This window comes from Aquitalea sp. ASV11, from assembly GCF_016429185.1.
Taxonomy (GTDB): Bacteria; Pseudomonadota; Gammaproteobacteria; order Burkholderiales; family Chromobacteriaceae; genus Aquitalea; species Aquitalea pelogenes.
In genome coordinates this window covers 19,550-33,041 of record NZ_JAELUD010000048.1, presented here as the reverse complement: position 1 = coordinate 33,041, position 13,492 = coordinate 19,550, and the positions used below count along the sequence as shown (strand labels likewise).

At 60.4% G+C, this 13,492-nt stretch carries 16 protein-coding genes and 1 other RNA gene; 2 read left to right on the top strand and 15 right to left on the bottom strand.

Annotated features, from left to right (window positions below; translation table 11 throughout):
* The 3 genes from ahpF to JHD62_RS14855 form a co-directional block, all read right to left on the bottom strand.
* Window positions 1-1,396: alkyl hydroperoxide reductase subunit F (ahpF, locus tag JHD62_RS14865; protein WP_199103595.1), on the bottom strand; the 1,396-nt coding region annotated here is incomplete at its 3' end.
* Between the two features lie 147 nt (window positions 1,397-1,543).
* The gene (gene ahpC, locus JHD62_RS14860; protein ID WP_178971818.1) at window positions 1,544-2,113 is read right to left on the bottom strand and encodes an alkyl hydroperoxide reductase subunit C; all 570 of its coding nucleotides are present in this window, start codon (window positions 2,111-2,113) and stop codon (window positions 1,544-1,546) included.
* 275 nt (window positions 2,114-2,388) lie between these two features.
* Window positions 2,389-2,781 carry a YidB family protein gene (locus tag JHD62_RS14855; RefSeq protein ID WP_199103594.1) on the bottom strand — a complete coding sequence of 131 codons (393 nt, stop codon included), beginning with the start codon at window positions 2,779-2,781 and terminating at the stop codon, window positions 2,389-2,391.
* A 133-nt stretch (window positions 2,782-2,914) separates the two neighbouring features.
* Between JHD62_RS14855 and JHD62_RS14850 the strand changes: the two genes are divergently transcribed.
* Complete coding sequence (locus JHD62_RS14850) at window positions 2,915-3,685, top strand: lytic transglycosylase domain-containing protein (RefSeq protein WP_233160972.1); 771 nt, start codon at window positions 2,915-2,917, stop codon at window positions 3,683-3,685.
* Window positions 3,686-3,785: 100 nt separating this feature from the next.
* Here JHD62_RS14850 and JHD62_RS14845 read toward each other — a convergent pair whose 3' ends face one another.
* The 6 genes from JHD62_RS14845 to JHD62_RS14820 all read right to left on the bottom strand — a co-directional run bounded on the left by JHD62_RS14845 (window position 3,786) and on the right by JHD62_RS14820 (window position 10,234).
* Window positions 3,786-4,085, bottom strand: coding sequence for a hypothetical protein (locus JHD62_RS14845; RefSeq protein WP_231588823.1), 300 nt, complete (start codon window positions 4,083-4,085; stop codon window positions 3,786-3,788).
* 183 nt (window positions 4,086-4,268) lie between these two features.
* Window positions 4,269-5,273, bottom strand: coding sequence for a DNA polymerase III subunit delta (gene holA, locus JHD62_RS14840; protein ID WP_045845830.1), 1,005 nt, complete (start codon window positions 5,271-5,273; stop codon window positions 4,269-4,271).
* Complete coding sequence (gene lptE, locus JHD62_RS14835; protein ID WP_199103593.1) at window positions 5,254-5,814, bottom strand: LPS assembly lipoprotein LptE; 561 nt, start codon at window positions 5,812-5,814, stop codon at window positions 5,254-5,256. Before lptE ends, holA begins: the two co-directional genes overlap by 20 nt.
* Before the next feature lie 106 nt (window positions 5,815-5,920).
* Window positions 5,921-8,539, bottom strand: a complete 2,619-nt coding sequence (gene leuS, locus JHD62_RS14830; protein WP_199103592.1) for a leucine--tRNA ligase — start codon at window positions 8,537-8,539, stop codon at window positions 5,921-5,923.
* 274 nt (window positions 8,540-8,813) lie between these two features.
* On the bottom strand, window positions 8,814-9,755 hold the full coding sequence (gene pip, locus JHD62_RS14825) for a prolyl aminopeptidase (RefSeq protein WP_199103591.1): 942 nt from the start codon (window positions 9,753-9,755) through the stop codon (window positions 8,814-8,816).
* A gap of 20 nt (window positions 9,756-9,775) precedes the next feature.
* Window positions 9,776-10,234: an EVE domain-containing protein gene (locus JHD62_RS14820; protein ID WP_131357106.1), complete on the bottom strand. Its 459-nt coding sequence runs from the start codon at window positions 10,232-10,234 to the stop codon at window positions 9,776-9,778.
* 129 nt (window positions 10,235-10,363) lie between these two features.
* Between JHD62_RS14820 and JHD62_RS14815 the strand changes: the two genes are divergently transcribed.
* Complete coding sequence (locus JHD62_RS14815) at window positions 10,364-10,513, top strand: hypothetical protein (RefSeq protein WP_197077125.1); 150 nt, start codon at window positions 10,364-10,366, stop codon at window positions 10,511-10,513.
* A 41-nt stretch (window positions 10,514-10,554) separates the two neighbouring features.
* Here the strand turns inward: JHD62_RS14815 and JHD62_RS14810 are convergent, their stop codons facing one another.
* The 6 genes from JHD62_RS14810 to cobU all read right to left on the bottom strand — a co-directional run bounded on the left by JHD62_RS14810 (window position 10,555) and on the right by cobU (window position 13,426).
* Window positions 10,555-11,175, bottom strand: a complete 621-nt coding sequence (locus JHD62_RS14810; RefSeq protein ID WP_199103590.1) for a 5-formyltetrahydrofolate cyclo-ligase — start codon at window positions 11,173-11,175, stop codon at window positions 10,555-10,557.
* Window positions 11,176-11,243: 68 nt separating this feature from the next.
* Window positions 11,244-11,426, bottom strand: a non-coding RNA gene (gene ssrS, locus JHD62_RS14805) — 6S RNA.
* A 43-nt stretch (window positions 11,427-11,469) separates the two neighbouring features.
* Window positions 11,470-11,781 (bottom strand): cell division protein ZapA, encoded by a 312-nt coding sequence (locus JHD62_RS14800; RefSeq protein ID WP_045845836.1) that lies wholly within the window; start codon window positions 11,779-11,781, stop codon window positions 11,470-11,472.
* Window positions 11,778-12,005, bottom strand: coding sequence for a hypothetical protein (locus JHD62_RS14795; protein WP_045845837.1), 228 nt, complete (start codon window positions 12,003-12,005; stop codon window positions 11,778-11,780). Before JHD62_RS14795 ends, JHD62_RS14800 begins: the two co-directional genes overlap by 4 nt.
* A gap of 21 nt (window positions 12,006-12,026) precedes the next feature.
* Window positions 12,027-12,902 (bottom strand): cobalamin-binding protein, encoded by an 876-nt coding sequence (locus JHD62_RS14790; protein ID WP_233160971.1) that lies wholly within the window; start codon window positions 12,900-12,902, stop codon window positions 12,027-12,029.
* Complete coding sequence (gene cobU / locus JHD62_RS14785; protein WP_199103588.1) at window positions 12,902-13,426, bottom strand: bifunctional adenosylcobinamide kinase/adenosylcobinamide-phosphate guanylyltransferase; 525 nt, start codon at window positions 13,424-13,426, stop codon at window positions 12,902-12,904. The genes JHD62_RS14790 and cobU overlap by 1 nt, the downstream gene beginning before the upstream one ends.
* Window positions 13,427-13,492 lie beyond the last annotated feature (66 nt).

Below are 13,492 nucleotides of genomic sequence, written 5' to 3'. Positions count from 1 at the left end.
CGCGCGGCGACAGGGCAACGCTGCCTTTCAGCCAGTCGGTATTGGGCAGCAGGCCGATCTGCACAAAAATGCCTTCCAGCGCCACATGGTGGGTTTCCCCGGTAATGCGCTCCTGATAGCTCAGGCCGTTCACCTTCTGGCCATCGCCGGTCACTTCGGTGGTCTGGGCATTGGTGATGACGCGCACATTGGGCAGGCTGTGCAGTTTCTTCTGCAACACCGCATCGGCGCGCAGGCTGTCACCGAACTCCAGCAGGGTGACATGGGTGACAATGCCGGCCAGGTCGATGGCGGCTTCCACGCCAGAGTTACCGCCGCCAATCACCGCCACACGCTTGCCCTTGAACAACGGACCATCGCAGTGCGGGCAGTAAGCCACACCCTTGGCGCGGTATTCGGCTTCGCCCGGCACATTCATTTCGCGCCAGCGCGCACCGGTGGCCACAATCACCGCCTTGCTCTTGAGTACGGCACCGCTTTCCAGCGTCACCTCGGCCAGCTGGCCGTTTTGCGCCGGCTTGAGCGCAGCAGCGCGTTGCAGGTTCATCACGTCCACATCGTAGGATTTGACGTGCTGCTCCAGCGCCATCGCCAGCTTCGGCCCTTCGGTTTCCTGCACCGAGATGAAGTTTTCAATCGCCAGCGTATCCAGCACCTGGCCGCCGAAACGCTCGGCCACCACACCGGTACGGATGCCCTTGCGCGCCGCATAGATGGCAGCAGCAGCACCGGCCGGGCCACCGCCGACGATCAGCACGTCGAATGCTTCCTTGGCGGCAATCTTCTCTGCTTCACGTGCCACGGCACCGGTATCCAGCTTGGCGATGATTTCTTCCAGGCCCATGCGGCCACTGCCAAACTGTTCGCCATTCAGATAAATGGCCGGTACGCCCATGATCTGGCGGTCGGTGACTTCCTGCTGGAACACACCGCCATCAATCATCACGCTACGCACATTGGGGTTGAGCACCGCCATCAGGTTGACGGCCTGCACCACGTCCGGGCAGTTGTGGCAGCTGAGCGAGACAAACACTTCAAACTGGTAGCTGCCTTGCAGGCCACGAATCTGGGCGATGGTGTCCTCGTCCACCTTGGGCGGATGGCCACCGGTCTGCAGCAGGGCCAGCACCAGCGATGTGAATTCGTGCCCCATCGGGATACCGGCAAACTCGATACGGCCAGCTTCACCCGGACGGGCAATGGCAAAAGACGGGCGGCGCGCGGCCTGGCCATTGCTGTTCAGCGTTACCTTGGGCGACAGGCTGGCGATGTCTTGCAACAGGCTGAACATTTCCTGCGCCTTGGCGCTGTCATCCAGGCTGGCAATCAGTTCGATCGGCTGCTGCAGTTTTTCCAGGTAGGCGGTCAGTTGGGTCTTGATGGTGGTGTCGAGCATGGGAATATCCTCAGGCAATTGCACTGGCAAGCTCATGCGCTGCCAACAGCTTGCCGCTGCAATCGGGTGGTAGGGGTGGGGGCGATCAGGAGACGACCGCCCCGGCGGGCCGCAGCGCAGGCCTGCGCTGCAGCACCAGGGTGTGGTTTAGATCTTGCCAACCAGATCCAGCGACGGAGCCAGGGTAGCTTCGCCTTCTTTCCACTTGGCCGGGCATACTTCACCCGGGTGGCTGGCCACGTACTGGGCAGCCTTTACCTTGCGCAGCAGTTCGGCAGCGTCACGGCCGATGCCACCGGCGTTGATTTCGATGATCTGGATCTTGCCTTGCGGGTCGATCACGAAAGTACCGCGTTCGGCCAGGCCGGCTTCTTCAATCATCACGCCGAAGTTGCGGCTGATGATGCCGGTCGGGTCGCCAATCATCGGGTAGTTGATCTTGCCGATGGTTTCCGAGCTGTCGTGCCAGGCTTTGTGGGTGAAGTGGGTGTCGGTGGAAACGGAGTAGATTTCCACGCCCAGCTTGGAGAATTCAGCGTAGTTGTCAGCCAGGTCGCCCAGTTCGGTCGGGCAGACGAAGGTGAAGTCAGCCGGGTAGAAGAACACGACAGACCACTTGCCTTTCAGGTCGGCATCGCTGACATCAACGAATTTGCCATTGTGAAAAGCGGTTGCCTTGAACGGTTTGACTTCGGTATTGATCAGCGATACGGACATGTTTTTCTCCAGTCGGTGAAATAAGAAAGTGCAGTTTTGGCTGCGTTTGCATTCGATGGGTGCATCTTAAGCATGCCGCACCAATTGATCCACTTGATTGTTTAAATGTTAAAAATAGAAATTTCCTATTACCTTGAATCCAGCAAGCGCTGTCATTGCGCCAGAAACCGGAATCTTTAATTCAGAAATGGCTGAATTGTTGTCGTCATACCACGGCCAGCACAGCAAAAAGCCGCCCTGAAAGGCGGCTTGCGGGAGATGACGCGGCGGTTTGTTCAGGATTTGTTGAAAAAGCCCTGCAACATGCCCAGCCCCTGCGACAGCAGATCACCACCTTGCGGCAACTGGCCATCCGGCGTCAGCTTGTCCACGGCCTGCGGCAGGTAATCAGCCAAGCCCTGGCTGAGCTGTTGCGGGTCCAGGCCAAACTTCTGCGCCAGCGCGCCCAACTGCTCATTGCCCAGCAATTGCTGGATCTGTTCGGCCGATACCGGCAGATTGCTGCCACTCCCCACCCAGGAGGACACCAGCTCGCCCATGCCGCCACTATTGAACTTCTCCAGCAAGCCGGAGAGCCCGCCGTGCTGCTCCAGCAAGCCGGCAACAGCACCCGCCATATCATTGCTCTGACCACCCAGCAAACCACCCAACTGATCAAACAGGCTCATCTTTCATCCTCTCGTCGAAAACTGCTTTAAAATGTCTTCAGCAATTCTTGCTTGCCAAATAGCATAGAAAAATCAGTACAATAGCGCTCACTTTACCAATTCTTACTGGCTGATCTTGAAAAAATTGCGCTTTTTGAACGGGCTTCTGGCCTTGCTGGCCTGTCTTGCTGCCAGCAGCGTACATGCCGATCTTTACGGTTTTGTCGACGAACAAGGCCAGGTTCACCTTGCCAACCGGCAGGTGGACGAGCGCTATCAGCTCTATCAGAAAAGCCAGCTATCCGGCAGCAGCGCCAATGCTGCGCTGGACGATGCCACCACACCGGGCCTTGGCGCAACGCTAAGCGGCGACAACCGCCCGCCTGCCCCGAGGGTGGACGGCCTCAAAACCGTACCGGCCCCGGTGGTCAACCCGCACCTGGCAGCCCAGTACAAGACGCTGATCGACCAGACCGCGCGCGAATTCAAGCTGGATGCCAATCTGCTGCACTCCATCGTCACTGTGGAATCTGGCTACAACCCGCAGGCGGTGTCGCCCAAGGGTGCCATTGGCCTGATGCAGGTGATTCCGGCCACCGGTGAGCGCTTTGGCGTCAGCCGTCTGGAAGACCCGCGGCAAAACCTGCGTGCCGGTGCGCGCTATCTGCGTTTTCTGCTGAGCCAGTTCAACAACGACCTGCCGCTGGTGATTGCCGCCTACAATGCCGGCGAAGGGGCGGTGCAGAAATACCGCAATACCATTCCACCTTATGAAGAGACGCGCGATTACGTTGCCAAGGTGCTGGCGTCTTACCGCACGCGCAGTGGCACCGGCCTCCGTGACAGCCTGCCCGGCAGCATCCTGCGCAGCAAGAAACTGCCGCTGCCTGCTGCACTGAGCAATGCACAGGCGTCGGCACTATAAAACAAAACCTGGGCAGGACAACCCGTTCCGGCCATCCCTCTCGCAAGACCTGCAATCGCAGGTCTTTTTTATCGCCATGCGCGCTGCAGGCGCTGTGGTCTCACAGCTGCACGCCCACAATCTCGCTCAGTGGCTCGGCCAGGTCCCGATAGCGGGCACGGTGATCAAACACCCCCAGGAACCCGGGATAGGCATCCGGCGCATGCAGAATCTGATTGGCCTTGCGCGATGTCAGTTTGTGAACCCGCAGGATACGGCCATCCCAATGCACCAGCCGTGCATCCTCTGCCGTCAACAGGACATCCAGGGTCTGATGGATGATTTCAACCAAAACAATTTTGCTGCGGGTACGGTGTTCGCCTGCAACAGCCACGCTGAGAACTCCCTCGTCTTGCATCATGCCCTATTCTTTATGTTATTTTGTTTAAAATGTATTAACTTATCCTTATCATAGGGCAGGGCTTGTTCAATCTCAATACTTACTTAAAAGAAATTTAAACAAAACCGATCAAAGACAATGTCAGTTGAAAAAAAAACGGCCAGCTTGCGCTGACCGTTTTCAAATGACTGTATTTTTTTTGCATCAGGCGGCCAATAACATGGCCAGACCTCGCAGGGCATGCCAGGGGTCACCATTGGCCACCCCCTTGATTTGCTGGTCTATGCGCGCACATTCGGTCAGAGCCGTCATCAGCTTGCGTGGACCGATGCGACGCAAGGCCGGTTCCGCCAGCCTTTGCTTGTCACCCCACAGACGCAGCTCGCGCGCCAGATCGCGCAGCTGACGCCCGTCCTTCAAGCCCTGCCGCAAGCGCAGCAGCATGCGTACATCTTCGGTGAACGACCACAACACCAGCACCGGCGATTCGCCTTCGGCCAGCAAACCTTCCAGCATGCGCTCTACCCGTGCGGCATCGCCGGACAGCCAGGCTTCGGACAAATGAAACACATCGAAGCGGGCGACATTGGCCACCGCTTCGCGCAATTGCTCAAGGCTCAGTTCGCCAGCCGGATACAGCAATGCCAGCTTGTCCACTTCTTGCCGTGCCGCCAGCAGATTGCCTTCCACCCGGTCGGCAAAAAAACTGAGCGCCTCCGGGGACAGATGCTGTTGCTGGCGTTTCAGACGACGCGCAATCCAGCCGGCAAGCTCATGCCGCCCGACCGGTTTGGCTTCCACCACCACGGCGGCTTTTTCCAGCGCCAGATACCATTTGGATTGCAGCTGGGTCTTTTCCAGCTTTGGCATGGTAATCAGCGTGATGGTGTCTTGCGGAGGATTGGCGGCCAGTTGTTGCAGCGCCTCGCCGCCTTCGGTACCCGGCTTGCCACCAGGGATGCGGATTTCCAGCAATTTGAGACTGGCAAACAGCGACACGCTGCTCATGGCATCCCGCAATTGCGACCAGTCAAAACCTGCTTCCACGGTGAGCACTTCCCGTTCCAGATAACCCTGGTCACGGGCATGCTGGCGCAGGCTGTCGGAAGCTTCCAGCGCCAGCAGGGTTTCTTCACCATGAATCAGATAAAGCGGCGCCAGACCCTTGTCCAGCACCGCTGCCAGTGCATCAGGGCTTAGGCTGGGCATTGACTGGCTTCAGGCTTTGCGGGCCGGACTGGCCTTGTGCGCCCGGACGCTTGAGATAGGACAGGCGACGGGCCAGCTGCTCGGCGGCGTCGTGACGCATGTCGTTCCACAGCAGGTTTTCTTCCTGCTCCTTGCCCAGCACGTCGCTGTCGGAATAATTCATGTAACGGCGCACGGTCAGGTTCATGTCCGGCTCGACGGGTATGCCGCCAATCACGGTACGCACCGTCGCGCTGTAGCTCAGCTGGTACTCGTTGACCTTGCCACCGCTATTGATGGTGGAAACGTCCTTGGACTGGCTTTCACTCACCACGCTGACCACTGCCTCGGCCTGCTTCGGTGCCGAAAGAACAATCAGCTTGTCGTTATGGGCCAGGGTTTCGCGCAGCACGCCACCCAGCTTGCTGCTGCCCTCATCCACATACACACTGCCAAACGGCAGCGGACGGACATTGCCGCCCATGCCCTTCAGATGAAAACTGCAAGCGCCAAGCAGGAACACCAGGCTGGTCAGGACCAGTCCGCGCAGGATTCGCTTCATGCCTGTTCTCCGTAACAGGAGCCGGTCAGGCCCTGCCCCACGGGAAGGGGGAGGAAAAGCTGACCGGCAGGATTGCTGGCCCGCCCCGTCAAGGGCGGACCGGGGTTTACACGACGATGTTCACCAGACGGCCCGGCACCACGATGATCTTCTTGGCCGGTTTGCCTTCCATGAACTTCTGTACGTTTTCGTGCGCCAGTGCAGCGGCTTCGATCACATCCTTGGCGGCATCGGCAGCCACGGTGATGCTGCCACGCAGCTTGCCAGCCACCTGCACCATCATTTCGATCTCGCTCTTCACCAGCGCAGCCTCGTCTACCTTAGGCCAGGCTTGTGCCAGCAGCTCGCTGCCCGGCTGCAACACCGACCAGATGGCGTCAGTGATGTGCGGCACGATGGGCGACAGCAGCAGGGTGACGCTTTCCAGCACTTCCTGTGCCACGGCACGGCCGGCGGCATCGCTGCGGTCGGTCTTGTCGTAGGTGTTCAGCAGCTCCATCACCGCGGCAATGGCGGTGTTGAACTGCTGGCGACGGCCATAGTCGTCAGCCACTTTCTGGATGGTGCTGTGCAACTTGAAGCGCAGTTCCTTCTGGCTGGCATTCAGATCGCCACCGGCATAAGCGGCCACCACACCCGCGTCGGCATGTTCCTTGGCCAGTTTCCACAGGCGCTTGAGGAAGCGGAAGGCACCTTCCACACCGGCATCAGACCATTCCAGGCTTTGTTCCGGCGGAGCGGCAAACATCATGAACAGGCGCGCGGTATCGGCACCGTATTTCTCGATGAATTCCTGCGGGTCCACGCCATTGTTCTTGGACTTGGACATTTTCTCCACGCCGCCCACCACCACCGGCCGGCCATCCACGCGGTGGGTGGCACCGGTGATCTTGCCCTTGGCATCACGTTCCAGCACCACGTCTTGCGGGGCAATCCAGTCCTTGCTGCCGTTGGGCAGCTCGCGGTAGAAGGTTTCACAGATCACCATGCCCTGGGTCAGCAGGCTCTTGAACGGCTCGTCGCTGGAGACCAGGCCTTCGTCACGCATCAGCTTGTGGAAGAAACGTGCGTACAACAGGTGCAGGATGGCGTGTTCGATACCACCCACGTATTGGTCCACTTGCAGCCAGTAGTCGGCAGCTGCCTTGTCCAGCATGGCGGTGTCGCACTTGGGGCTGGCATAACGGGCGTAGTACCAGCTGGATTCCACGAAGGTATCCATGGTATCGGTTTCGCGCTTGGCGGCACCGCCACACTTGGGGCAGCTGGTTTCGTAGAATTCCGGCATCTTGGCCAGCGGCGAACCGGCACCATCCGGAATCACGTTTTCCGGCAGCACTACCGGCAGGTCTTTTTCCGGCACCGGCACGTCGCCACAAGTCGGGCAGTGGATGATGGGAATCGGGCAGCCCCAGTAACGCTGACGGGAGATACCCCAGTCGCGCAGGCGGTACTGGGTTTTCTTCTGACCGGCGGCTTTGGCTTCCAGATCACCGACGATGGCATCAAAGGCTTCGCTGAAGGACTTGCCGTCGTACTTGCCGCTGTTGACGGTGCGTACGCTGTCGTCCTTGGCGGCATACCAGTCCTGCCAGTTGCTGGCATCGAAATCATTGTCGCCAGCCACCTTGGCATACACTTGCAGCAGCGGCAGGCTGTATTTGTTGGCGAATTCGAAGTCGCGCTCGTCATGTGCCGGCACGGCCATCACCGCGCCTTCGCCATAACCCCACAGCACGTAGTTGGCTACCCACACCGGCAGCTTGGCACCGGTGAGCGGATGGATGACGAACAGGCCGGTATCCATGCCCTTCTTTTCCATCTTGGCCACGTCGGCCTCGGCCACGGAACCTGCCTTGCATTCGGCAATGAAAGCCTGCAGCGCCGGATTATGGGCCGCAGCCTGGGTGGCCAGCGGGTGTTCTGCCGCCACGGCAACGTAAGTTGCGCCCATCAGGGTGTCCGGACGGGTGGTGTACACCTTCAGTTCGCCGCCATGGCCGATGCTGTCCTGGTCGTAGGCAAACACCACGTCAGAACCGTGGCTCTTGCCGATCCAGTTCTTCTGCATGGTCTTGACCTGTTCCGGCCAGCCATCCAGCGTGTCCAGGCTGGTGAGCAGTTCGTCGGCGTACTTGGTGATGGCGAAGTAATACATCGGGATTTCGCGCTTTTCCACCACGGCACCGGAGCGCCAGCCACGGCCATCCACCACTTGTTCGTTGGCCAGTACGGTCTGGTCCACCGGGTCCCAGTTCACCACGCCGTTTTTCTTGTAGATCACGCCTTTTTCAAACAGGCGGGTAAACAGCCACTGCTCCCAGCGGTAGTAGTCGGGCTTGCAGGTGGCCAGCTCGCGCTCCCAGTCCAGGGCAAAGCCCAGGCTGTCCAGCTGGGTCTTCATGTATTCGATGTTGGCGTAGGTCCAGGCCGCCGGAGCGCCACCGTTTTTCATGGCGGCGTTTTCGGCCGGCAGACCGAAGGCGTCCCAGCCCATCGGTTGCAGTACGTTGAAGCCTTGCAGGCGCTTGAAGCGGGCCAGCACGTCGGTAATGGTGTAGTTGCGCACATGGCCCATGTGCAGCTTGCCGGACGGATAGGGGAACATCGACAAGGCGTAGTACTTGGGGCGGCTGGCGTCTTCGACGGCCTTGAAGGCGGCAGTGCGCTGCCATTTTTGTTGCGCTGCGGCTTCGACTTCGCGCGGGCTGTAGGTTTCTTGCATGGCGATCTTTAGTCTGGAAAGGCTGAAAACAAAATGGCGGACTGCCCAAGTCCCCGCCTGGCAGGGCAGCTTGGGCAGTCCGTCGCAAATTCAATCGGGCCATTATAGCGGCCAGAGAGGCATGTCGATAAGAGCTGCACAAAAACAAACGCTTGCCCCGTTGCCGCCAGCCCTGGCAAACCCGGTGCCGGCCAGTCGCCACACAGGCTGCACCAGGCAGCGGGCCATCACAAAGGCGTTTGCATTTTTTTACCGGCAGCCCGCAGCCGGCAGTTCAGCGCGGCAGCTGCTTGCAGCGCTCCAGCGCCTGCAACAGCCGCTGCAAAATGCCTTCTTCCCACAAGGAGTGACCGGCAGCTTCCACCAGCTGGAATTCGGCCTCCGGCCAGTGGCAGGCCAGTTCGTGCGCCGTGGCCGGCGGGCAGATCACATCATGCCGGCCTTGCACAATGATGGCCGGCAAGTGACGGATGCGCGGAAGCTGTTGCAATAACTGCCCTTCGGGCAGAAAGATGCGGTGGATGAAGTAATGGGCTTCCAGCCGCGCCAGCGGTAACGCCAGATACTCGCTGCCGGCACGCAGCATGGTGTCGGGATGGGGACGCAAGGCCACGCAACTGGCCTCGTAACGGCCCCAGCTGCGCGCCAAGGGCAGGTGGACTTGCGGGTCGGGGGCGCACAGGCCGCGGTAATAGGCTTGCAGCAACTGCCCGCGCTCGGCCAGCGGAATCGGTGCGACAAATTCCTGCCAGGCTTCCGGGTGAAACTGCCCCATGCCGTGCATGAACCAGTCGATTTCACTTTGCCGCCCCAGGAAAATGCCGCGCAGGACCAGGCCGGTCACCCGCTGCGGATGAGCCTGGGCATAGGCCAGTGCCAGCGTACTGCCCCAGGAGCCGCCAAACAGCAGCCAGCGCTTGATGCCCAGATGCTCGCGCAAGCGTTCGATATCGGCAATCAGATGCGCCGTGGTGTTGTCGCGCCATTCACCACGCGGCACCGAACGGCCACTGCCGCGCTGATCAAACAGGATGGCTCGGTAATGGGAGGGGTCAAACAACTGGCGACTGGCCGGAGCACAGCCATCGCCCGGCCCGCCATGCAAGTAGAGGACGGGCTGGCCATCCGGCGCACCACATTGTTCCCAGTACATCTGATGCAGGCCATCCAGCGGCAGCATGCCCTGGCTGAATGGTTCAATCGGCGGATAAAGCATTGCGCTCCAGACAGACTGCCTCAGCAAAGCTGGGTGGTGATGTATTCCCACTCGGTCTGGCTGACCGGGGTAATCGACAGACGGTTGCCTTTTTTGAGCACCTGCATCTGCTCCAGCGGCGGGTGCTGCCGCAGCAGGGCAGGTGTCAGCAGCGGGGTCTTGCTCAGGAAGCGCACGTCAACACACTGCCAGCGCGGGGCCTCGGGCGTGGATTTGGCGTCGAAATACGGACTGGCCGGGTCAAACTGGCTGGAGTCGGCATGGGCGCTGCCCACCACCTCGGCCAGACCGGCAATGCCTGGCTCGGCACAGCTGGAATGCCAGAACAGCACCCGGTCGCCTGCTTGCATGTCATCACGCATGAAATTGCGCGCCTGGTAATTGCGCACGCCAGTCCACTCGAATGCCCGCTGTGGCTCGGCCATCAGGTCATCAATCGACGTTTCGTCCGGTTCGGACTTCATCAGCCAATAACGCATGGGAAATGTCTGTTAATCAATGGAAGGTGGTCTTAACAATTTACGCCATCTTGCAGCAGCTGTGTTCGATTAAGCTTGAAAGCAGACAAACAACTGCGGCCGTCTGGCCCTTGTTCACCGGAGAGAATCATGAAAAGCCTGTTGATTGGCGTATTGCTGGCCAGTGCATTGAGCGCCTGCGTCGTTGTTCCGCCACGCGGTGGTTACCGTGGTCCGGAAGTCATCGTGCCGATGGTGGTGGTACCCGGCGAAGGCCACGGCCATCACTGGGATCACTAAACCGTTTACTACCCGATATCCCCGCCCCCGCAAAGCCTCCGTCAGGAGGCTTTGGCGCGCTGGCGACGGACAAAGCGGTGCAGGCCTGATTCGGTCAGCAGATAATCCAGCTGCACATCCCAGGCTTCACGCGGCACCTGCTTTACCCGCTGGCAATCGTAAGCCACGCCCACCAGCAAGGGCTTGCCGTAGCGACGCGGCCGCTGCCGGAAAGCCAGACTGCTATCGTAAAAACCGCCGCCCTGCCCCATGCGATAACCGTCCTCGTCCACCGCCAGCAATGGCACCAGCAGCACATCCAGCTTTTCCGCCCGCACACAGGGGCCGTCAAACTCCACGATGCCGTAGCATGCATGGCGATACCACCGCCCGTCACCCGTCAGGCGCGAGAACCACATGCGGCGGCCTCGGGCCGGAATTTGCGGCAACCATACGCTGGCACCACGCTGTAAAGCGCTACTGAGCAGGATTTCCACATCCAGCTCGGAACCGGCCGCCAGATAGCCGCCAATACGCCGCCCGCGCCGCAATAAGCGGCTGGCATGACGTGCCACCGCACGCATGGCATGTGCACGGTAGGCGGGCGTCAGTGCCATGCGCTGGCGACGCACGGCCTTGCGCAGGGCAATCTTGTCGTTAACGGCAGTGTCGGGAGTGGGCATGGCGCAAGCCTGACAATCAAGGGACAAATGAAAACGACCCGGAGCAAGATGCGCCGGGTCGTGGAAGGGAGACCCCCGCGAGTGTCGTTTGGGCATAATTCGCTTGTACCCTGTTTCCAGGGAGGGCTACCTGCCAGTCACTTCGGGCGCATCCTCGAGGGACGCGACACACCCGTGACTCACGCTGGCGGCCAAAAGCGAACGCATTGGTACAAAGGAATTGTTAGCCTTCACGAACACCGCAGGGGATAAGCTGATCTGGGTGTCTGCCAGTTCCTGCCTGAGAGTAAGAAATCAGAACAGGGCTTGCTGGCTTTCGCGAAGCGCTGTATCAGCTGCTTCGCTCATGTTGCGTATTTTACGCTGGAATGAAGCCATTTCCAAGCCCTCTCCCACTTTGGTACGCAACAAATCATGGGCAATGTTCAAAGCAGCCATGATGGCGATCTTGTCGGCATCCATCACCTTGCCGTGCTGCTGGATCAGATCAATCTTGCCTTGCAGCAGACGTACCGCCTCCAGCAGGGTTTCACGCTCATCCACCGGCGAGCCGATGGTGAAATGACGGCCCAGGAGTTCAATGTCGACCTGCACGATATCGCTCATTCTGCCTCTCCTTCAGCCTGCTCCGGTTCCTCTGCCTTGGGCAGACGTTCTACCAGCGCGGCCACGCGGCTGCGTGTTTCGTTCACGCGGAAATTCAGCTCGGCGTTTTCCTTCAGCGCTTCAGCCAGCGCCTGGGCAAAACGGCCGTTCTGGGTTTCCAGTTCCTTGATGCGGGCAACCAGGGCCTGCACGCGGGATTCGAGATATTCCAGTTCCTTGTCCATGGCGGCGAGGATAACGGCCAGCTAGTCCAGCGTCAAACCCAGTCTGTGCCGTGCTGTGTCCAGCGTGGCACACAGTGCCGCTGCACCTTGCGGCAAACGCGGCCCCGGAATGGTCAGCAGGTCTTCATCCAGCAGGTAACGGGTGTCTGCCGCCACGGCCGGCAGGGCGGACCAGCGATCCCACATGCGCAGGATGTCGGCGCGTGCAGCCAGCATCACCTGTGGCCGGGCCGCCACAACCGCCTCCATGCTTACTTGCGGTGCGGCTTGCCCCAGGCTGCCAAACACATTGCGCCCGCCACACAGTTGCATCATGGCGCCCATGAAGCTGCGCTGGCTGACAGTAAAAATGGGGGTGGCACTGATCTGGTAAAACACGCTGACCGGTGTACGGCGGGCATAGCGCTGACGCAGCGCAGAAAGTTGCTGGCGGTAGGCGGTGGCCGCTGCGACAGCCGTGGCCGGGTTCCCGGTGAGGCGGCCCAGGCTTTGCATTTCTGCGGCCACATCATCCAGTTGCAAGGGATGGCTGATGAACACGGCCACGCCCAGCTGGCGCAAGCGCTCCAGCTCGCGCAGGTTGCCGCCGTCCTGCCAGGCCACCACCAGGTCCGGCCGCTGGCGCAGTACCGCTTCCAGGCTGATGCCGCTATAGCCGCCCACGCGCGGCAAGTTGCGCGCTTGCGGCGGGTAATTGCTGTAGTCCACCGTGGCCACCAGCCGTGGGCCGGAACCGATGGCGTACAGCATTTCGGTGGCATGCGGCGATAGGGAAACAATACGCTGCGCCGCCTGCGGCAGGGTCAGCAGTTTGCCACTGGCGTCCGTCGCACTGACTGCCGCCCGGGCCGGGCCGACGCACAACAGCAGCCACAGGGCAAATGCGCGCAGCAGCATCAGCCGCCCTTGAGTGACAAAGGCAGCCCGCAGGCCACCAGGGTGACATGCTGACAGCGGGCCGCAACATCCTGGTTCAGTCGCCCCAGCAGGTCGCCATACAGGCGTGCCATGCGGCTCATCGGCATCACGCCCCAGCCGATTTCATTGGTGACCAGCAGTAATTGGCCCTGTACCGCGTCGATGGCTTCCAGCAGCCACTGCCGCTGCCGGGCGAATTCCACCTCGTCGAAGCTATCGTCCGGGCCGAAAAAGCGTATCAGCCACATGCCCAGACAGTCCACCAGCAACAGGCCGTCTTCCTGGTCGTGGCCCAGAATCAGCCCGGCCAGATCACGCCCGGCTTCCTGCACGTGCCAATGCGCTGGCCGTTGCAGGCGATGCTGGCGCACCCGTTCGGCAAACTCTTCGTCACGCACTTCGGCGGTGGCGATATAGCAGACCGGGCCGCCATGCTGGATGGCCAGGTGTTCGGCATGGCGGCTTTTGCCGGAACGCGCACCGCCGGTGATCAGGTGAGTCATGCTGTGTTGTCCATCAAATCAAACAATAAAGCCGAATCCGGCGGCATGCTGCACACCGGATTCGGC